Source organism: Bacteroidales bacterium (genome assembly GCA_029210725.1).
In the GTDB taxonomy this organism is placed as follows: Bacteria; Bacteroidota; Bacteroidia; order Bacteroidales.
In genome coordinates this window covers 93,282-117,295 of sequence record JARGFM010000003.1, presented here as the reverse complement: position 1 = coordinate 117,295, position 24,014 = coordinate 93,282, and the positions used below count along the sequence as shown (strand labels likewise).

Annotated in this window: 19 protein-coding genes, 1 tRNA gene and 1 pseudogene; 9 read left to right on the top strand and 12 right to left on the bottom strand. The window is 48.0% G+C overall.

All coding sequences use genetic code 11. The features are described from left to right. The first annotated feature begins 98 nt into the window (after positions 1 to 98). From clpB to P1P86_02705, 3 genes are all read left to right on the top strand, one after another. The gene (gene clpB, locus P1P86_02715) at positions 99 to 2,723 is read left to right on the top strand and encodes an ATP-dependent chaperone ClpB (protein ID MDF1574087.1); all 2,625 of its coding nucleotides are present in this window, start codon (positions 99 to 101) and stop codon (positions 2,721 to 2,723) included. A gap of 66 nt (positions 2,724 to 2,789) precedes the next feature. After that, positions 2,790 to 3,704, top strand: coding sequence for a sugar phosphate isomerase/epimerase (locus P1P86_02710; protein MDF1574086.1), 915 nt, complete (start codon positions 2,790 to 2,792; stop codon positions 3,702 to 3,704). Between the two features lie 247 nt (positions 3,705 to 3,951). Then, positions 3,952 to 6,123, top strand: a complete 2,172-nt coding sequence (locus P1P86_02705; protein ID MDF1574085.1) for a DUF5916 domain-containing protein — start codon at positions 3,952 to 3,954, stop codon at positions 6,121 to 6,123. A 52-nt stretch (positions 6,124 to 6,175) separates the two neighbouring features. Here P1P86_02705 and P1P86_02700 read toward each other — a convergent pair whose 3' ends face one another. From P1P86_02700 to P1P86_02685, 4 genes and pseudogenes are all read right to left on the bottom strand, one after another. Then, positions 6,176 to 7,678 (bottom strand): Gfo/Idh/MocA family oxidoreductase, encoded by a 1,503-nt coding sequence (locus P1P86_02700; protein ID MDF1574084.1) that lies wholly within the window; start codon positions 7,676 to 7,678, stop codon positions 6,176 to 6,178. 32 nt (positions 7,679 to 7,710) lie between these two features. Beyond that, positions 7,711 to 8,418: a DUF1080 domain-containing protein gene (locus P1P86_02695; protein ID MDF1574083.1), complete on the bottom strand. Its 708-nt coding sequence runs from the start codon at positions 8,416 to 8,418 to the stop codon at positions 7,711 to 7,713. Between the two features lie 112 nt (positions 8,419 to 8,530). Continuing rightward, positions 8,531 to 9,580: pseudogene (locus P1P86_02690) on the bottom strand (TerC/Alx family metal homeostasis membrane protein). A gap of 22 nt (positions 9,581 to 9,602) precedes the next feature. After that, positions 9,603 to 10,172 (bottom strand): DUF502 domain-containing protein, encoded by a 570-nt coding sequence (locus P1P86_02685; protein ID MDF1574082.1) that lies wholly within the window; start codon positions 10,170 to 10,172, stop codon positions 9,603 to 9,605. A 240-nt stretch (positions 10,173 to 10,412) separates the two neighbouring features. Here P1P86_02685 and P1P86_02680 point away from each other — a divergent pair, with 240 nt between their 5' ends. The 5 genes from P1P86_02680 (at position 10,413) to P1P86_02660 (ending at position 16,169) form a co-directional block, all read left to right on the top strand. Beyond that, positions 10,413 to 11,933, top strand: coding sequence for a bifunctional GNAT family N-acetyltransferase/carbon-nitrogen hydrolase family protein (locus P1P86_02680; protein ID MDF1574081.1), 1,521 nt, complete (start codon positions 10,413 to 10,415; stop codon positions 11,931 to 11,933). A gap of 18 nt (positions 11,934 to 11,951) precedes the next feature. After that, positions 11,952 to 13,358, top strand: coding sequence for an arginine decarboxylase (locus P1P86_02675; GenBank protein MDF1574080.1), 1,407 nt, complete (start codon positions 11,952 to 11,954; stop codon positions 13,356 to 13,358). Beyond that, the gene (gene speB, locus P1P86_02670) at positions 13,351 to 14,205 is read left to right on the top strand and encodes an agmatinase (protein MDF1574079.1); all 855 of its coding nucleotides are present in this window, start codon (positions 13,351 to 13,353) and stop codon (positions 14,203 to 14,205) included. The genes P1P86_02675 and speB overlap by 8 nt, the downstream gene beginning before the upstream one ends. An 11-nt stretch (positions 14,206 to 14,216) precedes the next feature. Next, positions 14,217 to 15,197: a deoxyhypusine synthase family protein gene (locus P1P86_02665; protein ID MDF1574078.1), complete on the top strand. Its 981-nt coding sequence runs from the start codon at positions 14,217 to 14,219 to the stop codon at positions 15,195 to 15,197. A 69-nt stretch (positions 15,198 to 15,266) separates the two neighbouring features. Continuing rightward, a complete protein-coding gene (locus P1P86_02660; protein MDF1574077.1) occupies positions 15,267 to 16,169 on the top strand; it encodes a sulfurtransferase in 903 nt (300 codons plus the stop codon). Between the two features lie 84 nt (positions 16,170 to 16,253). Here the strand turns inward: P1P86_02660 and P1P86_02655 are convergent, their stop codons facing one another. Together P1P86_02655 and P1P86_02650 are read right to left on the bottom strand one after the other, a co-directional pair. Continuing rightward, entirely contained in the window at positions 16,254 to 17,597 is a 1,344-nt protein-coding gene (locus P1P86_02655) for a M56 family metallopeptidase (protein MDF1574076.1), read from the bottom strand. 68 nt (positions 17,598 to 17,665) lie between these two features. Continuing rightward, on the bottom strand, positions 17,666 to 18,025 hold the full coding sequence (locus P1P86_02650) for a BlaI/MecI/CopY family transcriptional regulator (GenBank protein ID MDF1574075.1): 360 nt from the start codon (positions 18,023 to 18,025) through the stop codon (positions 17,666 to 17,668). Between the two features lie 341 nt (positions 18,026 to 18,366). On the opposite strand from P1P86_02650, the gene P1P86_02645 reads away from it, so the two are divergent. Further along, the gene (locus tag P1P86_02645) at positions 18,367 to 18,555 is read left to right on the top strand and encodes a hypothetical protein (GenBank protein MDF1574074.1); all 189 of its coding nucleotides are present in this window, start codon (positions 18,367 to 18,369) and stop codon (positions 18,553 to 18,555) included. A 322-nt stretch (positions 18,556 to 18,877) separates the two neighbouring features. Here the strand turns inward: P1P86_02645 and P1P86_02640 are convergent. The 6 genes from P1P86_02640 to P1P86_02615 form a co-directional block, all read right to left on the bottom strand. Further along, positions 18,878 to 18,951 (bottom strand) — tRNA-Asp (locus P1P86_02640). Positions 18,952 to 19,075: 124 nt separating this feature from the next. Then, positions 19,076 to 19,864, bottom strand: a complete 789-nt coding sequence (locus tag P1P86_02635; protein ID MDF1574073.1) for an alpha/beta hydrolase — start codon at positions 19,862 to 19,864, stop codon at positions 19,076 to 19,078. Between the two features lie 16 nt (positions 19,865 to 19,880). Further along, positions 19,881 to 21,272, bottom strand: a complete 1,392-nt coding sequence (locus tag P1P86_02630) for a hypothetical protein (GenBank protein MDF1574072.1) — start codon at positions 21,270 to 21,272, stop codon at positions 19,881 to 19,883. A gap of 212 nt (positions 21,273 to 21,484) precedes the next feature. Further along, positions 21,485 to 21,694, bottom strand: a complete 210-nt coding sequence (locus P1P86_02625; GenBank protein ID MDF1574071.1) for a hypothetical protein — start codon at positions 21,692 to 21,694, stop codon at positions 21,485 to 21,487. 16 nt (positions 21,695 to 21,710) lie between these two features. After that, positions 21,711 to 22,484 (bottom strand): hypothetical protein, encoded by a 774-nt coding sequence (locus P1P86_02620; GenBank protein ID MDF1574070.1) that lies wholly within the window; start codon positions 22,482 to 22,484, stop codon positions 21,711 to 21,713. Between the two features lie 116 nt (positions 22,485 to 22,600). Beyond that, positions 22,601 to 24,007, bottom strand: a complete 1,407-nt coding sequence (locus tag P1P86_02615; GenBank protein MDF1574069.1) for a sulfatase — start codon at positions 24,005 to 24,007, stop codon at positions 22,601 to 22,603. Positions 24,008 to 24,014 lie beyond the last annotated feature (7 nt).

Below are 24,014 nucleotides of genomic sequence, written 5' to 3'. Positions count from 1 at the left end.
AAAGTCATGCCGTTATGGCATTAGCATATGCCTGTCTTCCGTATGGCGCAGATTTTGATCAAAGGCAGATTAGTAAATCTGAAAAAGAGGATTAACAAATGGACCTGAATAAATATACCATCAAAGCCCAGGAAGCCGTGCAAAGAGCACAGCAGCTGGCATTGGAAAATGAGAACCAATCGATTGAATGCGGACACCTGCTCAAAGGGGTCCTGCTGGTGGATGAGAGTGTGATTCCTCATCTGTTTCAAAAGTTGTCGGCCGACCTGAACAGCTTCAGCCTTGCCCTGGACGAGCTCCTGAGAGGCTATCCTCACGTGAGCGGAGGGCAGCAATATCTTTCTGAAGGTGCCGGAAAAGCCTTAAATCATGCTCTTTCGGCCCGGAAAGATTTCGACGACGAATATGTAACCCTGGAGCATTTATTGCTGGGGATCCTTCAGACCAGGGATAAGGCCAGTGAGATCCTGAAGGATGCAGGAGTAAATGAAAAGGATCTGAAATCGGCCATCAGGGAATTTCGGAAGGGTTCCAGGGCTCAAAGCCAGTCAGCCGAAGAAACCTACCATGCCCTGGACCGGTATGCCATTCATCTGAACAAGCAGGCAGAAAACGGGAAGCTCGATCCGGTAATAGGACGGGATGAAGAGATCCGGCGCGTGCTTCAGATACTTTCCCGGAGAACCAAGAATAATCCCATTCTGGTGGGCGAGCCGGGGGTGGGTAAAACAGCCATAGCCGAAGGCATTGCCCTCCGGATCGCCAGCGGAGATGTCCCCGAGGACCTGCTAAGCAAGGAGATCTACTCGCTGGATATGGGGGCCCTGATTGCCGGCGCCAAATATAAGGGAGAGTTTGAAGAGAGGCTCAAGGCCGTGGTCAATGAGGTCATCGGCTCGGATGGCCGGATCATTATGTTTATTGACGAGATCCACACCCTGGTGGGTGCCGGTGGTGGCGGAGAAGGAGCCATGGACGCGGCCAATATCCTGAAACCTGCCCTGTCACGCGGTGATCTGCGTGCCATCGGAGCCACTACACTCAATGAATACCAGAAATACTTCGAAAAAGACAAGGCCCTGGAAAGGCGCTTCCAGAGGGTGATGGTGGATGAGCCCAGTGAAGAGGATGCCATCTCCATTTTGCGTGGTATTAAAGAGAGATACGAAAACTACCACAAGATCAGGATCCGCGATGAGGCCATCATCAGCGCCGTACAGTATTCCATCCGCTACATCAACGACCGCTTCCTGCCGGATAAAGCCATCGACCTGATCGATGAGGCAGCAGCCCACCTGCGGCTGGAAATGAATTCGAAACCCGAAGTCATAGATGCCCTCGACAGGAAAATACAGCAACTGGAGATCGAACGAGAGGCCTTTAAACGTGAAAAGGACAAAGCCAGGGTGGAACAAATAGGAAAACAACTGTCCGAACTGGAAGAAGAGCAAAAACAGCTCTCGGCCCAGTGGCAGATGGAAAAAAATGTGGTTTCGGAGATTCAGAAGACCAAACAGGCCCTGGAAGACTTGAAATATCAGGCTGAAAAAGCCGAAAGGGAAGGCGACCTGGGCCGTGTGGCAGAGATCCGCTACGGCCAGTTGCCCCAGCAGGAAGAGAACCTGAAGAAGTATGTCGGTCAGTTGAATGAAAACAATGAAAACGGAAACCGGCTTGTGAGAGAAGAGATTACTTCCGAAGACATTGCTGCTGTGGTTTCCAAATGGACAGGTATCCCGGTAAGTAAGATGCTTCAGAACGACCGGGAAAAACTATTAAAGATTGAAGAAGAGTTACATCACCGGGTGGTGGGCCAGGAGGAGGCCATTGAAGCGGTTGCCAACTCGATCCGGAGAAGCAGGGCCGGGCTCTCCGACGAAAAAAGACCTGTCGGATCCTTCCTTTTTCTGGGGACCACCGGGGTGGGAAAAACCGAGCTTGCCAGAGCCCTGGCAGAATACCTGTTCAACGATGAGTCCTTAATAACCCGCATCGATATGAGCGAATACCAGGAAAAGCACTCTGTCTCCAGGCTGGTGGGAGCCCCTCCGGGATACGTGGGTTATGAAGAAGGTGGCCAGCTCACGGAAGCGGTCAGAAGAAAACCCTATTCTGTCATTTTGCTGGATGAAATTGAAAAGGCCCATCCGGATACCTTCAACATCCTGCTCCAGGTGCTTGAAGATGGCAGGCTCACGGACAACAAAGGCCGGATGGCCAACTTCAAGAATACCATTATTATTATGACCTCCAATCTGGGATCCGACCTCATCATGGAGAATTTTGAGAACATGGATGAATCCAATCTGGACCAGATCATTGAAAGAACCAAAAACCAGGTATTTGAGCTGCTGAAACGCAGTGTCCGTCCGGAGTTTCTGAACCGTATCGATGAATTGGTGATGTTCAAACCCCTTACCAGGGATCATATGGAAGGGATCCTGGAGATCCAGATCGGACATCTGGGAAAGCAGCTTGCCAGGCAGAATATCTCCATGGAGCTTACCGGCCAATGCGTGAAATACCTGATAAGTGAGGGATTTGACATGCAGTTCGGTGCCAGGCCGCTAAAACGGCTTATTCAGAAAAAGATCCTCGACGCTTTGTCCATCGCCATGCTGGAAGGGAAAGTCACCCCGGGGATGCATGTGGTAGTGGATGTTGAGAACAAATCTATTCTGTTTCGTTGCGAAAAACAGGAAGAAATCACGGATGCAGAATAGCGTTCCCGGAGCTATTGTATGAAGCACAAAAAATCTGTAATTTCGAGACGTTCAAAACCAAACATTATGAAAGTTAAGCAAAACAGAAGAGGGTTTATAAAAACCTCGGCAGCCGGCGCCCTGGGAGTGATGGCGCTGGGCCCTTTAGGTTGCACCTCGGTTGCAGCAGATGACAAAAAAAGCTACGGGGTCGGACTTCAGCTCTACAGCATTCGTGACGCCGTGGCAGAAGATGTGCCCGGTTCCTTGCAGAAAGTCTCCGACATGGGTTATAAATACCTGGAACTGGCCGGGTATACAGATGGGAAATTCTATGGGTATGCACCCGCAGAATTTAAAAAGATGGTCAACGACCTGGGTATGGAGATCCTGAGCAGCCATACCATGGTGGAAGCAGCAGGGATCACCCTGGACAATGCCAGGATCATGGCCGATGCACATGCAGCCCTGGATGCGAAATACTGTATTCAGCCCTGGGTAGAGGAAGTCGATCGCAACATTGAATCCTATAAAAGGATGATCGCTGACTGGAATCAGGTGGGACAGATCATGAAGGAAACAGGCATCCAGTTTGGTTACCACAATCACAATTTTGAGTTTCTGAACATCGACGGGATTGTTCCCTATTATGACCTTTTCATGACGGAAATGGATGCTGACCTGATCACCATGGAGATCGACCTGTACTGGGTTACCAAGGCCGGACAGGATCCCGTGGAGATGTTTAAGAAATATCCCGGCCGTTTCCAGCTCTTTCACCTGAAGGATATGTATGAGGAAACTCCGCCATATTTCGATGTCATCAAGGATGATATTTCACCGGTTGGAGCAGGCAAAATTGATTTTAAGAGAATCATGGCAGAAAAGGAACTAGCCGGAATGAAGCACTTTTTTGTGGAAGACGACAACCAGGGTAACGGGAAACCTTTTGAAGGCATAGAAACCAGTATCAACAATATCACCGGGGATATCCTGGCCTGAATCGGACAATTACTATAATACAAAAATCCCCTGTGATCAAATTGTTTACAGGGGATTTTTTTGAAAGTGAAGAAACCTGAAATTTTAGTATTTCTGTTAAACTTTTAAGCGCGCAGCGTATCTAAGCAATGATCCAGGAGACTGTAAACAGCCTCTTCCAAAAACTAACTGATCCTTTATGAGTACTGCCCCATCCTGCAATTCTGTTTTTTTCCTCCCAGTAATAGCTCTGTTGCTACTTAATCCGGTGAGCCTTTTTTCCCAGGAACCGGTCCGGATCGGTCAGATTTCCGGCCCGGTGAATTTCGACGGATATCCGGATGAGGAGGTCTGGGAAGGGGCCAGCAAGTTTCCCCTGGTGGTCAGTTCTCCGAATTTTGGGGCAGAACCCTCGGAGAGAAGCGAGGTCATGATCGGATATGACCAGGAGTACCTATGGGTTGGGGCCAGGCTGTACAGCAGGGATCCGGACAACATTACCTCCACCAGCAAAAGAAGGGATGAAGAATCGAGGAATTCCGACTCCTTCGGGATCATCCTGGACTCCTATGACGACAATGAAAATGCCCTGGCATTTATGACCATGCCCTCGGGGGCCCGGATCGATTATACCGTATCAAACGATGCAGAAGGTGGCGCCGGTGGAGTAGGTTCCATCAACCGGAGCTGGAACACCTTCTGGGATGTGGAAACCACCAGAGATGAACAGGGCTGGTACGTGGAGATGCGGATCCCCTTCTCGAGCCTCCGCTTTCAGACCGAACTCGGGATCACGCGAATGGGATTGATCGTGGATCGCAGGATCAGCTATAAGAATGAAATGGCCACTTACCCGCCCATAGATCCCAGATATGGGTTTAGTGCCTATATGAAACCCTCCCAGGCACAAAGCATTGAATTTGAAAAGATACAATCCCGCAATCCCCTCTATATATCCCCTTATGTACTGGGCGGTTATTCCGGCACCAATGAATTAAATGAAGAGGAAACGGTATATCTCCATGAAGCTAAACCAAAATTGGAAGCCGGTCTGGATGTAAAATACAGCCTGACCAGCAACCTGACCCTGGATCTCACAGCCAATACTGATTTTGCCCAGGTGGAAGCGGACGATCAGCAGATCAACCTGACCAGGTATTCCATGTTTTTTCCGGAGAAGCGCCTCTTCTTCCAGGAGCGGTCAGGGATATTCAATTTCAGCCTGGGCGGACGCTCGGATAATCTATTTTACAGCAGGAGAATCGGCCTGGTGGACGATGAGCAGGTACGCATCTACGGAGGGGCCAGGATGACGGGACGGATCAACAAATGGGATGTGGGGATCCTGGATATGCAGACGGCAGGATACCTGGAAAATCCCTCTGAAAACTTTGGAGTGGCCCGCCTGAGAAGACAGGTCATCAATCCCAATTCGTACGTGGGTGGCATCATGACTTCCCGGATCGGCACCAATGGCGACTACAACATGGCTTATGGCCTGGATGGGATCTTCCGGCTGTTCGGGGATGATTACCTGGATGTGAGGTTTGCCCAGACCTTTGAAACAGGTGCCGAAAACAACGTTTTTTCGTCCGATCCCACTTTTGCCGGAATAAAATGGGAAAGACGCACCGATGAGGGCTTTGCCTATGATCTCTCCTATAACTTCACCGGGGAACAAATGAATCCCGACATGGGATTCCTAAGGCGGAACGACATCCAGGGTTTCAATACCAGGCTCCAGTATGGGTGGATGTATGGGGAAAACTCGAAAATATTCAGTTCCAGGCCCATGTTCCAGGTTCAGAGGTATTCCAGGATATCGGACGGCGGACTGGAGGCCATGGAAATTTCTCCCGGATGGTTTCTTAACACGAAAAAAGGATTTGGCACCTTTATCGAGTTAAAATATTTGAAAGAGGGGGTCGATGAAGACTTTGAGCTTTCCGACGAGGCCCTGGTTCCTGCCGGGGAATATGCCTTTATAAATGCACAGGCCAGGATATTTACCCCCTCCTCTCAGCCAGTTTCTGCCATGTTCAGTATGGAAGCCGGAGAATTCTTCGACGGGAACATCCTTTCTGTGGAAGCATCGCCCATTCTGAATCTTTCGTCGAGCTTTCAGCTTTCCGGTGCCTATCAGATTAATGCCATCAGTTTCCCTGATAGGAACCAGCAACTGAGAAGCCATATAGCACGGATCAATGTCCTTTACATGTACAGCACCCGCTTATCCATAAGCACCTTCGTACAATTGAATAACGGGAACAATGCCTTTATCGGGAACTTCCGTATCAGGTACAATCCCCGGGAAGGAAATGACTTTTACCTGGTATATAATGAATACCGTGGTTTCATGCAGCCGGGTTCCATCCCGGAACCACCGTCCTGTTACAGCCGGGCCCTCCTGCTGAAGTATACCCACACTTTCCGCATGTAGGACCGGATACTCCGGCTGGATTTTCGCCCCAATCTTGCTTATACCGGTTAGATCAGAGTTCCAGGGAACCCCAGCCTTTCCGGTATTCTCTTCTGACAAACTGGTTGGCCTGTTCAAAATTGGTGATCCTCATATTCTCCCCGTCCCATTTATAGTTGATATAACGTCCGGGAAAGACATAGCCTTCCATTTCTCCGTACACCGGATCCTGCCGCAGCACCTTCTCCCGGATATTAAAGCTCCTTAAAAGCAGGTTACCCATCAGTACGGTTTCGGTTAAGGGGCCTGCGTAACCCGCAAAGGGAGAATCCACCTCGGCATTTCCGTATCCGGCAATGCAGGCATCAATGAACTGCCAGTAATGGCCATCCATCCCTCCTTCGATCCGGGGGTACCTGGGGGCTATTTTTACCTTTTCGTTCCTGCTCAGGGGAAGCAATATGGGATTCCGGCCGCCCCAGCCGCAGGCCGCCTTCCCTTTACTCCCGATAAAGAGAGTGGCCCCTTCATAATCGCCCACACCCGGCCAGTCGCCCAGAATCTCATTCATATTCTGATCGGGATCAAGCTCCCCGGGAAACTCGGGGGTAATCCCCCCGTCCATCCAATAGAGATCCAGGTTTTTCCCGTTTTTCATCCGGTATTTGAACTTGATGGAACTGGCCACAGGTCCGCTTTCGGGATAGATGGCCTCCTCGAAGATCCCTTTGTAAGTCGTGCTGGCACTGCAGGACACCTCGGTGGGATAATCCAGTTCCAGCAATTTGAAGGGCGGACCAATGATGTGGCACCCCATATCCCCCAGGGCACCGGTTCCGAAACGCCACCAGCCCCTCCAGTTAAAGGGCACCAGGTTCTCTATGTAATCGGTCTCCTGAGCCGTGCCCAGCCACAGGTCCCAGTGGAGTTCCCCGGGAACCGGGGACCCGGAGGCAGGCCATTTGATCCCCTGGGGCCAGACCGGCCGGTCCGTCCAGCAATAGACTTTCTCTATATCCCCCAGCACGTCTGCCTCTATCCATTCGCGCAGGGTCCGCATCCCGTCGCCGGAATTGCCCTGATCGCCCATCTGGGTCACCACACGGTATTTCTCAGAAGCCTCCGTAAGAACCCGGGCCTCATAAATATCATGGGTCAGCGGCTTCTGAAGATAGAGGTGCTTGCGAAGCTGCATGGCGGCCAGACCCACCACTGCATGATTATGGTCCGGAATGGCCACAGTTACCGCATCAAAATTCTTATGCTCTTTCTCAAACATTTCTCTCCAGTCGTGGTAATAGGGGGCTTTGGGAAATTTTTTCCTGCCGGAAGCGGACTGCCTGTCGTCCACATCACACAGGCAGGAGATCACCGCATTTTCTTTGGGAGCGCTTGCAAAACGGTCCAGGTCGAAGGCGCCCTGTCCCCCCACTCCCACCGCCGCAATATGCAGTTTATCGCTGGGAAGCACATGCCCCAGGCCGCTGACGGTGTGATTGGGAAGAATGGTAAATGCAGCCGATCCGGCGGCCGCCACCTTTACAAATTTTCTTCGGGAAATATCACTTGCTTTCATCCTTTGTTTAATTAAGGGTTACACATCTGCAATCAACGGAGTGGTTTTACGGCCACCTCCTTAAAATACACCACATCCTCTTCGCCGTGGTTCTGGACGCCTATATATCCATAATCGGGCCGGGGCCCCCGGTAGGGCTCGAAGTCCCACACTCTGTCAGGTACCGGATCCCCATCCGTATAATCGGTCACCTTCACCCCATTCAGATAGACCATGGTGTGTGGTCCGTCCAGGGTGATCTCAAGGGTGTTCCATTCAGGTCCCGGTTTCCCCATATGGGGAACCAGAGGTTTGGTAAGCGAGTAGATCATCCCGGTGGAATGGTACTCGGTCTCGTTGGATAGCTCCGGCATGTTATCGATCTGAATCTCGTGCCCGTAAAATACCGGCATCCACTCCTCGTAGGGCTCGATGGGGATTCTTACAAAAACCCCGGAGTTGCTGTTTGTTTTCTCCATCTTAAATACCACCCGGATCCTGCAGTTGCCGAACTTTTCCCCGGCCCAGTAAAGCAGGCCCATTCCGCCATGCCCTCTGATCATTCCGTTCTCTACCGACATATGGCCCTGTCCCGCATGTTTCCACCCGCTCAGGTCCTTTCCGTTAAACAGCTGCCTCCACTGCGTCGTATCACCCTCCTGAATGACAGAGGCCTTCAGGTCTAAGGAAGTAAGTATGAACAGGACGGATGCAATTGTCCAGATGCAGGGCAGAAAGCTAAATCTGAATGATTTTTTCATAGGTATTTGAATTTAAAGTGGAGTTGGAATATATCTGGTTCCTAAAGTTAGTTCCTAAGTTTGAAAAGGCATAAGCCCAGGCAATTAATTTTATAACGATCTACGGACTTGTTCACCCGACAGGTCCGGTTTTTTTAGGAAAGAGTATGGAAAGCAGGATACTTAGACCAAGGGTCCCGGCAATTATGTACAGGGAAATTACGGGCCTGTATCCGATATGAGTCAGCCATTCATGTGCAATCAGTTTCATTCCCACAAAAAGCAATAGCAGGGATACAGCCACTTTCAGAAGATAGAACTTTTCGACCACCTTAATTAGCAGGAAGAACATGGAGCGCAATCCCAGAATGGCAAAAACATTGGAAAAAAACACAATATAGGGATCACGTGTAATACCGAAGATGGCCGGAATGGAATCCATCGCGAAGATAAGGTCCGAGATCTCAATCAAAACCAATACAATAAACAGCGGAGTGATGTAGATCAGGCTGCCTTTCCTGATGAAAAAACGGCCATTGACATAGCGGGGGAAAACTCTGAATTTTTTTGACAGGAACTTCACCACAGGATGATCCTGGGGTTGAACCTGTGTTTCCTTGTTTCTGTTCAGGAACATCTTGATGCCCGCATACAAAAGATAGGCTCCAAACAGATATAACAACCACTCAAACCGGCTTATCAGGGCCGAACCTGCAAATATGAAAAACATGCGCATGACAATCGCTCCCAGGATTCCCCAAAAGAGCACCCGTTTATAACTGCTTTTCCTCACCGAGAAGGCTTTCAGGATTGCCATCATAACAAAAAGATTATCAATCGACAGGGACTCTTCGATCAGATATCCGGAAATAAAATTAATGGAAAGGCTTTTCCTTAACAGGTCAATCCCCTCCTCATAACCACCCTCAAACGGGGTGAGATACGGGTAATATTTATGCAATACCTGTAGAAGCTCATCCATGGAACCGATCCCATGAATAAAATCGCCTGAAATCCGAAGAAAAAGGGAAAAAATAAAAGCCAGGGAGATTCAAATCCCTGTCCAGATGGCGGCTTCCCTGGTTGTAACTTCATGGCTCTTCCTTCCGATCACCAGCAGGTCCAACATCAGGATACCCACAATGACAACAATAAACAATGTAAAAAACAGTGTATTATCCATCCTTATCTTGTTTTAAGAAAGCCTAATCCCAGTCAGCCACACCGGCGGACACGATAAATTTCATCACTTCAGCGGGAGGTACATCAATAGGCTTGACCAGTTCTGCCGGGACAAGAAAAAGTTCTCCCGACCAGTTGTAGGAATGAGGAAAATAAACGGCCACTTTTTTCTTTCTGCCAATCAGAGACAGGTCCTCTTCAGTAAGAAATCCAAGCTTTTCAAGATCAAGGGACTTATTCACTTTTACCAGTACGGGCCGGTTAAATTTTCTCTCTTTACCCACAAAGGCAGAAAACAGATCATTTAATGCCGAGTAGATGACTTTTAGTAAGGGGACCTTTTTCAATAACTTGTTAAACAGCGACTTAAAGGGCCTCGCGATAAAAGTCTGACCCAGCATCCCGATTAAAATCAGCAAGACCACGGTAAGGATAAGTCCCAGTCCCGGAATGGTAAAACCCAGCAGAGTTCCCAGCCATTCCTTCAGTAATCCATCTACAAAACTGAATATGATGTAGAGGATATACACCGTAATGGCTATGGGCGCTAAATAAAGCAGCCCATGTAATAAGTAGCGAAATAGTTTTCTCATAAGACCGGTTTTTTTCCCTGTTCAAAGGTTCCATAAATAAAAAGCACTCTGGTAAAGATACACCCTAATCAGCTAGCTAAAAAATACGGCGGCCGGCCCTGATACCAGATTAGCGGTTCTCAAAAGGAAAGAGATGCTTTTTCATCTCAATTTATTACTATTGCAAAGATTTTGAGTTATTTTTCAGAAGAAGTCACTTGTGAAACTTTCATGACCATTAAATAAATCAACTATTTACCAGTGAATGAAATAGAAAATATTGAATTGGCGTTCCTCAGTCTGAACGATTACGAAGGTTTAAAAGAGACCATGATCGAGTCCTACAGCAACATGCCCAACTCCTACTGGAAGGAACACCATATTGCCACGCTGATAAAACTGTTCCCGGAGGGACAGGTAGTCATCAAGGTCAATGGCCAGATCGCCGGCTGTGCCTTATCCCTTATCGTAGACTACGATCAGTTTGATGAAACTCATACTTACCGGGAAGTTACCGGAAATTATACCTTCAATACGCACACCCCCGGGGGCGATGTCCTCTATGGGGTAGATATATTTATCAAACCGGAATTCAGGGGCCTGAGGCTTGGCAGGAGGCTATATGATTACAGAAAAGAACTTTGCGAAAGAATGAACCTGAAAGGGGTCGCATTCGGGGGAAGGATTCCCAATTATCACAAATACGCCGGGGAGCTCTCTCCCAAAGAATACATTGCCGCCGTGAGGCGAAAGGAGATTACCGATCCCGTGCTGAATTTTCAGATCTCCAATGATTTTCACCCCTCCAAGATCCTGAAAAACTATCTGGAAGGTGATGAGGCATCCAATGAATACGCGGTTCTGCTGGAATGGGACAACATCTATTATGAGAAGAAAAGCAAAAAGGCAAGCATTACAAAAAAGTTAATCCGGCTCGGACTGATTCAATGGCAGATGCGCCCGTACAAAAGCCTGGATGAGTTGCTGCAGCAGGCCGAATTTTTTGTCGATGCGGTATCCGGTTACCGGTCCGATTTTTCACTGTTTCCGGAGTTTTTCAATGCTCCTCTGATGGCCGAAAATAATCATCTGACAGAACCGGAAGCCATCCGGGAGCTGGCAGTGCATACGAAGAGTATCGTTCAGCGCTTTTCAGAATTAGCCATCTCCTATAACATCAATATTATCTCCGGCAGTTTACCGGAAATTGTACACGATAATCTCTACAATGTCGGATATTTGTGCAAAAGAGACGGAAGCACGGAAAGGTATGAAAAACTGCACGTGACCCCGGATGAAATAAAAGTCTGGGGGATGCAGAAAGGTAAAAATCTTAAGGTTTTTGACACGGATTGCGGTAAGATAGGAATCCTTATTTGCTATGACGTAGAATTTCCGGAGCTAAGCCGGCTGCTGGCCGATGAAGGAATGGATCTATTATTTGTGCCCTTTCTGACCGATACCCAGAATGGCTATTCGAGGATCAGAAACTGTGCCCAGGCCAGAGCCATCGAAAACGAGTGTTATGTGGCTATTGCCGGATGTGTCGGAAATCTGCCCAAGGTACACAACATGGATATTCAATACGCCCAGTCCATGGTTTTCACGCCCTGCGATTTTGCCTTTCCTGCCAATGGCATCAAGGCGGAAGCTACCCCGAATACCGAGATGATCCTGATCGCCGACTGTGATATCGATTTGTTAAGGGACCTGAACCAGTTTGGAAGTGTTCGAAATCTCAGGGACCGGCGTAAAGACATCTACGAATTAAAAAAAGTTTAATCCATACAGCCCTATCGAATGAAAAATACCTATTTCGACTTAATTGAGCAAACCTACTACTTTCCACAGGAAGGATTTGACCTGAGAGATGGCAGCCTGACTTTCCATGGCGTATCCCTGAAACACCTGATTGAAAAGCACGGAACCCCGTTCAGGTTTATCTATCTGCCAAAAATTGGCGATCAGATCAAAAAGGCCAGGAACCTGTTTAACAGAGCCATTAAGAACAATGCTTATCAGGGAAATTATCATTTCTGCTATTGTACCAAGTGTAATCACTTTTACCACGTGATCAATGAGGCCTTAAAACACAAGGTCGATCTCGAGACTTCCTCCTCCTTCGATATCGACCTGATCATGAACCTGCACCAGAAGAAAAAGATAAGCAAGGAGCGGCTTATTGTTCACAATGGTTTTAAAACCGAGGATTACCTCAGGAAGATCATCAGTCTGCAGGAAGCGGGTTTTACAAATTCCATTATCATCCTGGACAGCGAGAAGGAACTCGAGCGCCTGCTGCAGATTGAAAGCAGCGTGACCTTCAAAGTAGGGCTCAGAATGGCCATCAACGAGGAGGCCCAGTCGGCCTATTATACCTCACGCCTGGGCATTCCGCCGGACAGGATCATAGGCATCTTCAAGGATCACATCCGGAACAATGACAAGATTGAGCTGAAGATGCTTCATTTTTTTGTGGATTCAGGGATCAAGGATACCCTCTACTTCTGGGGGGAGTTCCAGAAAGCCCTGCAACTCTATGTCACCTTGAAAAAGGAGAGTGAGAAGCTGGAGGCCTTCAATATCGGAGGCGGATTTCCTGTCCGCAATCACCTGGGCTTTGAGTATAGTTATGAATACATGATCAGCGAGATCATCAAAAACATCAAGGAGGCCTGTACCAAGGAGCAGGTGAAAGAACCCGATATTTTTACGGAATTCGGCCGCTACACAGTCGGTGAGGCGGGAGCAATCATCTTTGAGGTCCTGGAGCAGAAGATACAGAACGACACGGAAACCTGGTACATTATCAACAACAGCCTGATGAACACCATCCCCGATGCCTGGTCCATCCATGAGAAATTCATCCTGCTTCCGGTCAACAAATGGGACCATGAATACGGCCGGGTGAACATTGGGGGAATCTCGTGTGACCATTCGGACTATTACAACTCGGAGGACCTCAACCAGGAGGTATTGCTCCCTAAATATAAAGACCAGGAAAAGGAGCCACTCTACCTGGGATTCTTCCATACCGGTGCCTACCAGGATTCCATAAGCGGTTACGGGGGTATCAAACACTGCCTGATTCCCTCCCCGAAACACGTAATCATCGACCGCGATTCCAAGGGAAATATCATTGATCATGTTTACCGGGAGGAGCAATCTGTTAAGGAAATGTTCAATATACTGGGATACAATGAGTGAATGGAAAACCTTCGGGGGCATCCCGGAAAAGTATGCGGAATTTGACCGTTCTGAGATTCTTCTGCAGTCGATCCCTTACGATGGCACCAGCACCTGGGGAAAAGGAGCCGACCGGGGATTTGAGGCCTTCCTGGAAGCTGCCGGAAATATGGAGCTCTATGACATCGAGACCGATTCGGAAGTCTATAAACAAGGGATCCATCTCCTTCCGGAAATCAAAGAAAAGGCCTCTCCGGAATCGGTATACCAGGTGGTCAGAAAGCAAACACAACATCTTCTTTCCAGCGATAAGTTCCTGACCTTCTTCGGAGGGGAGCACTCCATCAGCATCGGAATCATGGAGGCCTACTGGCAGGCTTTCCCCGGTCTGACCGTTCTTCAGCTGGATGCCCATGCCGATTTAAGGGAGCAGTACCTGGGTTCTCCCTACAATCACGCCTGTGCCATGCACAAAGCAAGTAAAGAGTCCAACCTGATTCAGGTGGGGATCCGGAGCATGGACAGCTGTGAGAAACAATTTATGGATCCAGCGAAGTGCTTCTTTGCCCGGGATATGCAATCCGGTAAAAACTGGGAGGAGGCATCTCTGGCACTGATGGGTGAGCAGGTTTATCTGAGCATCGACCTGGACGTGCTGGACCCCTCTGTGATGCCTTCGACCGGAACCCCTGAGCCCGGCGGAATGCACTGGTATGAGATGCTGGGATACCTGAAAAAGGTGTTTTCAACCAAAGATATTGTTGGATTTGATATTGTGGAATTTTCTCCAATCAGGGACCTGAAGGCTCCCGATTTCCTGGTGGCCAAACTCTATTACAAACTGCTGTCCTATAAATTCCATCTTTAAGATTGAAGGAAATGAAAGAACAAAAAGCCAATATCAGCAAGTTCATGCTGGAGCATTTCAGGCATTTTAACGCGGCCGCCCTGATGGACGCCGCTGAAGGGTACCGAAAACAGCTTGAGACGGGCAATAAGATGATGATCACTCTTGCCGGAGCCATGAGTACGGCCGAACTGGGGAAATCGCTGGCCGAAATGATCCGCCAGGATAAGGTACATATCATCTCCTGTACCGGGGCAAACCTGGAAGAGGACCTGATGAATCTGGTGGCCCACAAGCACTACAAACGAATTCCCGGATACCGCGATTTAACTCCGGCCCAGGAGAGGGAACTGCTGGACCAGGGGCTCAACCGTGTAACCGATACCTGCATCCCTGAAGAGGAAGCCTTCAGGCGCCTGCAAAAGCATATCTTCCGGATCTGGAAAGAGGCAGAAAGCAAAGAGGAAAGATATTTTCCCCACGAATATATGTATCGGATGCTGAATTCGGGCGTGCTCGAACCCTATTATGAAATCGACCCCGCCGACAGCTGGATGATGGCCGCTGCCGAAAAGAACCTTCCCATTGTGGTCCCGGGATGGGAAGACTCCACCATGGGCAATATCTTTGCTTCCTATTGCATCAAAGGAGAGCTGCAGGCCCGGACGGTAAAATCCGGAATCGAATATATGATGTGGCTGGCGGACTGGTATACGGAACAAACCAGGGAGAAGGGCCTTGGATTTTTCCAGGTGGGCGGAGGCATAGCCGGGGATTTTCCAATCTGTGTGGTCCCCATGCTCTACCAGGACCTGGAGCGAACCCAAACCCCCTTCTGGAGTTATTTCTGCCAGATTTCCGATTCAACCACCAGCTACGGTTCCTACTCCGGTGCAGTTCCCAATGAAAAAATCACCTGGGGAAAGCTGGATGCAGATACCCCGAAGTACATTGTCGAATCGGATGCGACCATTGTGGTGCCACTGATTTTTGCCTATCTGCTGGACTGGTAGCTCAGTGATGATTCTTTTAATTTGTATGTTGAAAAGCGATACTTCGAGATGTTCCGAAAGGCACCTAAAATGAAAATTTCAAAAGTACAGTTGCTGCTCATCTGCCTGGTCCTGATCCCTTTTTCTGCTTTGTTCTCACAAATACAGCAAAAAGACCGGGATTTTCTTGTTTCGACAGACTGGCTGGAGGAGAATCTGACCGACAGTTCACTGGTAGTTCTGCATTACGGTCTGAAGACCGGATTTGACGAGGAACATATCCCCGGGGCCAGATATGCTTCCATCTGGGATGTTCTGGTTAATAAGGAGAATGGCCTGCGACATGAACTGCCCGCTGAAGAGAACTTGGAAAAGGTTTTGAGATCATGGGGAATCAATAATAACTCCAGAATTATCATCTGCTATCAGGATGGGAACGCAATACCCATGGCCTCCCGCCTCTTTTACACCCTGGATTACGCCGGCCTGGGCCATCAGACAGCCATGCTGCAGGGAGGCCTGAAGGCCTGGAAGGAAGAAGGAAAAAGGGTGAGCCGGGAGCTAAGTTCCTTCAGTGAGGGAAAGGTCGATATAAAGATCAAGGCTGAAGTCAGGATAAGCAAAGAGGAAGTATTTGCCAGCCTGGACGACGGGAATGCAAGACTGGTGGATGCCAGAACCGGTGAAAGATATTCGGGCATGGGTGAGGAAGATCATTCAACTCGTCCCGGACATATTAAAGGGGCAGTCAACCTTCCTTTTTTTGAAGTCACCCGGCAGGATTCGTCCCATTTGTTTAAAACCAGGGAAGAGCTGCACCGGCTGTTTGAAGATAAAAAGCTTCCCGGCGGGGTCGCCCTTATCACCTACTGCGGAACCGGAATATGGGCCTCTCCCCTCTATTTTACGGCCAGAATGCTGGGTTATTCGGTGCGCCTCTATGACGCCTCCTACCAGGAATGGGGAACTGACGATTCGCTGCCCATCGACTGATTGGAAGAGCTCTGAACATTATTGTTAAGTAAAACCGCTTACCAAACCGAGAACCATATTCAGATTAGAAACTGGAGATTGTGATTATTTATTTGGATTTTGATGCATATCTTTATCTGGCTTCAATCCATAGATTTTAAACGGAATAAGTTTATCAATAGCCTGGTTTTCGGAATTGGTCAGAGAACCATAATCTGCATCAAATAGTTTATTTGAATACTTTTCACGGAGTTTAAACAATGCGGTACTGATAGCATTGCACATTTTCTGATATTCGTCAATACTGGCCTTTATATCTTTAGAAACTGCAATTTTGACGCCGAAGTCTGTGCCTTCCGGATAATTGCCAGTATTATAGTCACCAATTTGCTCTATTCTACGACTATATACAGATATGATTTTCTCCTCAACATCTGCTAACAGCAATTCTTCACGATCTATCATGATGTCAGAGTTTCTATTCATAAGTACTACTATTACGCCTTCCTGGAGCCAGACCACATCCTTTCCTTCAGGTCCCTGAAATGGGTCAATAAACTCAACTTCGAGTTTGAGAGTGTCGTCCTGACTGATGTTTGTTAAGGCATTTGATTGAATATCAACAGTTTTAGGTTCAATATTGGCGAAGCATATAACAGTGAAGAGAATAGCCATGATTGGAAGCAGGACGTATAATCTCCATTTACCTTTTTTGATATGAATGTTATTAATCATTTGTAATCTTGTTTTTGTGTTTGTGTTTGATAATCCATTAGCAAGCGAATACAATTTGTGTCCTACACTATATTTAATGAGAGACAGCTTGTACGACACCGGATCAACTCCGGTTGAGAGAATCAGATCATCAACCTGGAATTCATGATAGAGTTGCTGGGCATTTCTTAACAGTAGATAAAATGGATTGAACCAAAAGATTGCATGAAACAGTGAGAATAACACATTGTCTAAATAATGTGATTTTTGATAATGCGTGATTTCATGACTTATAACCTGCGAAAGATCTTTGTCATCGATGTTGCTGGGGATAACAATTCTTTTGAAATAAATGAAAGGTATAGTCATTTCATCAGACATCACTACATCAAGACCATTTTCGAGCTGTAAGTATCCTGTTGATCTTCTTAATAGCGACTTGATCTTTATATGTTTATACATATATATCAAAAACGTAATGGTACTACCTGTTAAGGGCAATGCGGTTACAATAACAGTCCAGTCAAGTGAAAAGGAGCTTGTTTCCAAGGGTACATTTCCAGTTTGATAATTATAAATTATTCCAATAACTGGAAGATCCTGACTGATATTTACAATGTTTGTGTTACTTAATAAATCAGTGAGTCCCAGTTGTAATAGCGGTAAAATAGAGGACAGTATTACAGAAGAGTTTAAAAAGATCCTTGCGGATCTGAAGTAGATCGTGTTCTTCAACCAGATCCTATAGCATATCCAGCTGGCAAGGATATAAACATTAGCATATAAATAATACTGAAGCAATGTCATTGTTTCCTTTTTTTGGCTAATTCAATCAACTCCTTTATTTCTTTTAAAGTCAGGTCATCAGACTCCACCAGAGAAGACACCAGGGATTTATAGGAATTTCCAAAGTACTTTTTCACGTCACGTTTCAGGTTGCCCTTTACGAATTCTTCCTTGGAGATAAGCGCAAAATACCTGTAGGTCGTTCCAAAATCTTCATGGTCCACCATTTTCTTTTGTTCAAGATTTCTAACCATTGTTGAAACCGTATTATAATGAGGTTGTGGATCCTTGAAGGAGGCTTTTATGTCCTTTACAAAAGAGGTCCCATGCTCCCACAGGTAATCCATGATTTGTTCTTCTCTGCTGGTTAGTTTCATAACATCTGTATTTCAATAACAAATATAAACTATATTTTATAGTTATACAACTATATTTAATAGTTTTATCTGATTCACGCATCTTAAACATGTGCACTGCCCTGCCATACCAATCAACAGGCGACTGAATCTTATCTACGGCAATTTTATGCGATCTGACAATCGTCTTATGACAATCTACATACAACTTTTGTCAGTTTACATGCATCAAATAGCAACCTACATTAATCTCAAGCCATTTAAATCACATCACAAGCCTTTTTACAGGAGCCAGAAGCCTTCTGCGGGATCTTCTAAATAACTTGAAAACTGGTAAATTACTAAAAGCGCTTCTCCCAAATATGGGAAAAGACATCGAGGTTACATATCCAAACAATGTAACAATCTCCGGCTTTATTCAGGATGTTACAACTAACCCAGATGTTGTCGTTATCGGCAAGTATAACGCTCCCCCAGGAGTGGATCCCACTCATGTTTTAGATATAGATAAGGCCATAAAGATTGTTATTGGCTCAGAAACCTTCAAATAAAAACCCCGACTGGTTTGCCCGCTAATGAAAATAGCTAAATGCCTCTAAATACAGCACCCTTGACAACACTCCTAAAAATAAATCCCCTGTAAGTCTTTATTTTAAAGGGGATTTGTGAATTAAGAAGCGGTCTGGACGGGACTCTTTTCTACGAAAAGTTCCCTGCCCCTGCCGGGGGCTACCTTGCATAATACCTATCAAAACCCCAGGGCGAATGCTCGCCCTGGTTATTTTTATGGCCACCTGCTCATTCAAGCAAGCTTGATTCGCATATGACCATAAAAAAACCCGAAGATTACTCTTCGGGTTTTGATCGTTTAAGCGGTCTGGACGGGACTCGAACCCGCGACCCTCGGCGTGACAGGCCGATATTCTAACCAACTGAACTACCAGACCTTAAACTATTGATGGCTATGGGTATTCTTTCACAGAACGTGCATTACTTAAATTCGTGGCAAAAATAGATGAATTTTTTGATTAGCCAAACAAAAAACTCCAAAATTTTACAAGGGGTCTCAGCTTATGGATACAGGTAACGGATCCATTCGATGACCCGGTCGGGCCAGGTGGCCAGATGCCCCTGCCCAATGGCCAGGGAATATCCGTGGCCACCGTAAGGATAGATGTGCAATTCCGAGGATATCTTATTGGACCGGAGCGCCTTATAATAGGCGATACTATTTTCAGCCGGAACGGCGGTATCATCATCTGAATGGATCAGGATGGCCGGCGGGGTATCTTCCGTTACCTGCAGTTCATTGGAGTAGTACCGGATCAGTTCTTCACCGGCATCTCCCCCGTCATAATGGGTGGAGAGCGTGGATGCCAGGTGTCCCCCGGCAGAAAATCCCATCACACCGATCCTGGATGGATCGATGTTCCACTTTGCCGCGTTGAAACGGACCAGCCTCATGGCACGCTGTGCATCCATCAGGGGGGACTTATGGGGAACAATATTGCTTTTGGAACCGGGCAGCCGGTATTTCAGCACAAATGCGGCTATGCCCCGGGAATTGAGCCAGCGTGCAATATCACTTCCCTCCCAGTCGTAGGCCAGGATTTCGTAACCCCCTCCCGGGCAGATCACCACCGCTTCGCCTGTGGAATTCTTTTTGGAAGGCAGGAACACGGCAATATCGGGTTTCTGCACATTCCTGACCCGGACAATGTCGGAGGTATCCCAGATGGTCACTTCACCCGTCTCCCGGTAGTTGGGCGGATCTCCTTCCCAGAGGGGAATTACCTGGTTCTGTGCCACCAGGGGAGTGAGGATGGAGCATGCTAGCAAAGTGATCAGTAGTTTTTTCATAGGGTTTCAATTATGTTTATTGGGATTGCTGAATCATAAAGATAAAATGTTTCCCCGGACTCTGAAGAATAAGAAGGGTCTCGCTCGCTTTCACTTCCGGTTTCTTCCACTTTCCGCTCAGGATCTCCAGCTGCTGAACCTCCCATCCGCTTTCCGACTTCCCCGGATCCAGTTCAACAATTCCGCTTTCAGGAAAATAGACCAGGTATTCCTTCCCGGGTACCGCCCGGCAATAGGCTTCATTTTCCTCTCTTTGCAGGAGGAGTTCATTGTGAGGCTCTGCATGAAAGAAATCAATACGCGAGGTGGCCATACGCATGCTGTGAATGACCGCCCGGGCAGTATCGCCCAGTCCGAGCCCCGATGTTGGCCGGTGAAAGCGCACCGCAGCCGAACCAAAGAGGGTACTCCGGATAAAACTCTGGATCCCGTTCTGGGTGCCACCCCCGTGTGTCCCCAGGTCATTGCCATAAGTCTTCACATTGTTGACCGGCCTCAGATTTCCGGCATTTTTCAGCTTCCGGATCTGCCGCAGGCCATTGTCCCACTGATTTTGTCCCCGCTGGTGGTTGTTCTGGGAAATCTCCACAAAGGAATAAGTTTCCGGGTGGTCAAAAGTCTCCCGGTGTGAAATATGATCCAGGTCCCAGGGATCCCACATCTCGGTTACATGAATGCTTCTCCCCTGCTCTGCTGCCTTTTTCCGGATGTAATCCGACCAGAACCGCCCCCATTCCGAAGTAACCGAGGTCTCGTTGTCGATGCAGTACAGCACGTGGTCATATTCCAGGGACAGGGAGAGTATCTTATCGATAAAGCGCTGCTGGTAGTTTAACAGGGGCATGTTATTCTGACAAGCGGGCACGGACCAGAAAAACGGATTATCGCAGAAGGTGGGATGCGTGCTTACCTCCAGGGGCAGTTTTGTACGCTCCGCGGTATAATTGGTATTGTTTTTCGGATTGAAGGGATTTTTGTCCCAGTTCTCCCTGTAAAAATCAAAGGTGGCCCAGAGTTCCACCTGTACCACGATCCCTCTTTCTGAAGAAAGTTTAAGCAGTTCCCCAAAGCGTCTCCAGTATTCGGGATTCCATCGGTTCAGGTCATATTTTCCCTTTTCCGCATCGAAGTAAAAGGCCCAGACATTGCCGCTGTCCCGGCTCGACATGGTGTTGCGTACGTAGTTTCCCCCTGCCGAAAGCAACAGATCCAGCTGTTCTTCCAGACCCGGCAACTGGAACAGGTTATCTTCGTCCGATCCACCCAGAAGCAGAACCGGTTCACCATGATATTCCCAGTACTGGGGAAATTCCCGGCTTACCTGCAAGCCCGTTGGTTCCTGTGCGTTTATAACACTCCAGGAGCAGAAGTAGCCCAGGATCGATAACAGAAGTAAAAATTTATGCATTTCCTTCTCAAATATTTTGTGCTACTAAATTTAAGCACTGAATTTGATTTGGAGCCAGCCTGACTCAGGAAATGAGCATAAATTTGAATGTTGCCTGCGGGAATCTGTCTTTTGAAACACGGATCTGCCCTGGGATCCGGAAACAGTAGCCCGGATTACGTGCCGGTTGAGAACTACCTGGCTAAAATCCGGGCTGCTGTTGATTTCAGGACTTAAGCTTTCTTAGCTTCCCTGTTTTTCCGGCGAACCCAGAAGAAAAGAAGCACGGCAAATATAACTATCTGCCCCAGCCCGGCAAGAAGAAAAAAATCAGCATAGACCCTCTTTTCGGGGCCATACGGATATAAAAAGCCTCCGATAAGAATACACACGATCCCTACGACCGGGAGACTCCAGAATTTAACTTTTGTGTAACGATTCATACGGATAATATTTGGTTTAACATCTGCTATCCGGTCCGGCACCGATACAGGACGCAGCAAAAGCTGCAACAAGTTCAACCGGTGCTATAAGAGATGTAGCCTTACATAACCAACTGCTGCTGCAGTCATCAAGCGTGCAGTTCATACAGGCTTTCCAGCTACTCTCCTTTCTGCAGCATTCGGCTTCTGCACCTTTCAGGCTTTTCTCCTGGCTTTCGTCCATGTAAGTTAAGGAATAAACCGCACTATTGAAACTTTTTATCTTTTCGTTTTCAAAAACTTTCAACTCTCCCATTCGCATCTGATCATCCAGTTTCAGGGAAAAATAGTTGTGATCATCCATGGTTTTCAGCTCAAAATACATGAGTCCCCTCTCTGCCGGCCGGTAATGGGCCATACTGACCTGGTAGAGTCCACCTGTTTCATAGAGGATCAGGGTTTGCTCGGGATCCAGGGTTGGGATGGAATACATGATCACAGCGGTATGGTTGAAGAAGTACTTCTGGGCCTGATCGATCATCAGGAACTCCTCTTCTACCCCGTTTTCGAGAGCCTCACGGACAATCTGCTCCCGTTCCTGGTTTGCTCCCAGCAGTTCGATCCGGTAAATATGATTGTCATAGAAATAGGGGCTGACCTGGTCCAAAAGGGTCTCATCCTCATATACCAGGGAGTTGGAGCTCTCACTCTTAGAACTTTCACTTTCTTCATCCTTGTTGCATCCATAGTGGAAAAAAAGGAATAAACCTGCCAGGGGCAGGAGAATTAGGCACTTTCTGTTCATTTTCATTACAAGCAATTTTTTGTTAGACGATAGTATGCAGGCCTGAATGCACATATATGTGTCCAGTGCCCTGCAGATCGCCTGAAAGCCTGTAAAAAGAAAATTTTTAAGATGAGAATTGGCTATTTGAAATACTCCGGAGCCCTGCTGCGCCTCATTTCCTGACTTAATGCTTTGATGGTTTCCGCATTTTCCGGAGCTTCGGAAATATTAAAGTTCTCCTCCGGGTCGACCCTGTGATCATAAAGCATCCGGGCGTATGAGCTGTCGGAATCATTCACCCACTCGGTATAGAACCAGTGTTCCCGGATGGTCGTGATCCCGACATACCACTGGCAAACAGCTACCCCATCACTGTTTGCCCGGGGATCGTAAAGCAGCTCCCTGAAACTGCTGCCCTGCAGGTGACCCGGAAGCTCCAGTCCGGCCAGTTCACAAAGGGTGGGATAGATATCCACATACTCCACGATCTCTGAACTTACGCCTACCTGTTTGGTCCCCGGAACCCTGACGATTAAAGGGGTGTGAAGCGAGGTCTCGTAGTTGCAATGTTTGCACCACAATCCGTGTTCCCTCAGGTTCCAGCCATGATCGCCCCAGAGGATCACAATCGTGCTCCTGTCCAGCTCCAGCTGTTTCAGCTCCTCCAGGATCTTCCCGATCAGGGCGTCGGTATAGCTGACGCAGGCATAGTAGCCATGGATCAGTTCCCTGGCAAACTCATCCGGTACAGGTCCCTCCGGGGGAACTCCGGCATAAGCCCTGAGCTCTCCGAAGTTGTGCAGCGACTCCGCAGGGGCATTGGCGGGTGGATGGTTATTTTCTGGAAGGCTCACCTTTCCGTCATACATCTTCCAGTACTTTTCCGGAGCATTAAAGGGGAGATGGGGTTTGAGGAACCCGGTGGCCAGAAAGAAAGGTTTCTCCTGTTTTTTCAGTTTCCGAAGATCCCGGATGGTCTTTTCAGCAGTTTTACCATCCTTATAAACCGTGTCCGAAACCTCGGCCCGTTCAAAGGGCGGACCCCGGAACCGGTCAGAGGTGTCCCGCTCGATATTTTCCGGGAGGGCATAGTCTCTCCAGGAACGGCTGTTGGATCCGGGGTGCCAGATCTCATCCCAGCTGTCCATGGCATCATCGTCGTGGTGAAAAATCTTGCCGTTGCTGATGGTATAGTACCCGTGCTTCCTGAAATGACCGGGCAGTGTGGTGATCCCCGGGGCCTCTTCGTCGGCCCGGGTCAGATAAGTCAGGAAGCGGTTCCGCGCCGGTCTCAATCCCGTCATCAGACTGGCCCTGGAAGCGCCGCAAACCGGGATGTTGCAGTACGAACGGTCGAACCTGGTCCCTTCCGCAGCCAGGCGGTCGATATGGGGAGAATGGATCCATTCCCTGCCATAGCAGCCGAGTTCGGGTCGAAGATCATCCACCGCAATGAACAATACATTTGGTCTTTCCGGCGGCCTGTTGCTTTCGGAAGTACAGCTCCACGCGAACAGAATCAGAAGCAGGTACAAAAGCTGTCTCACGCCAGGA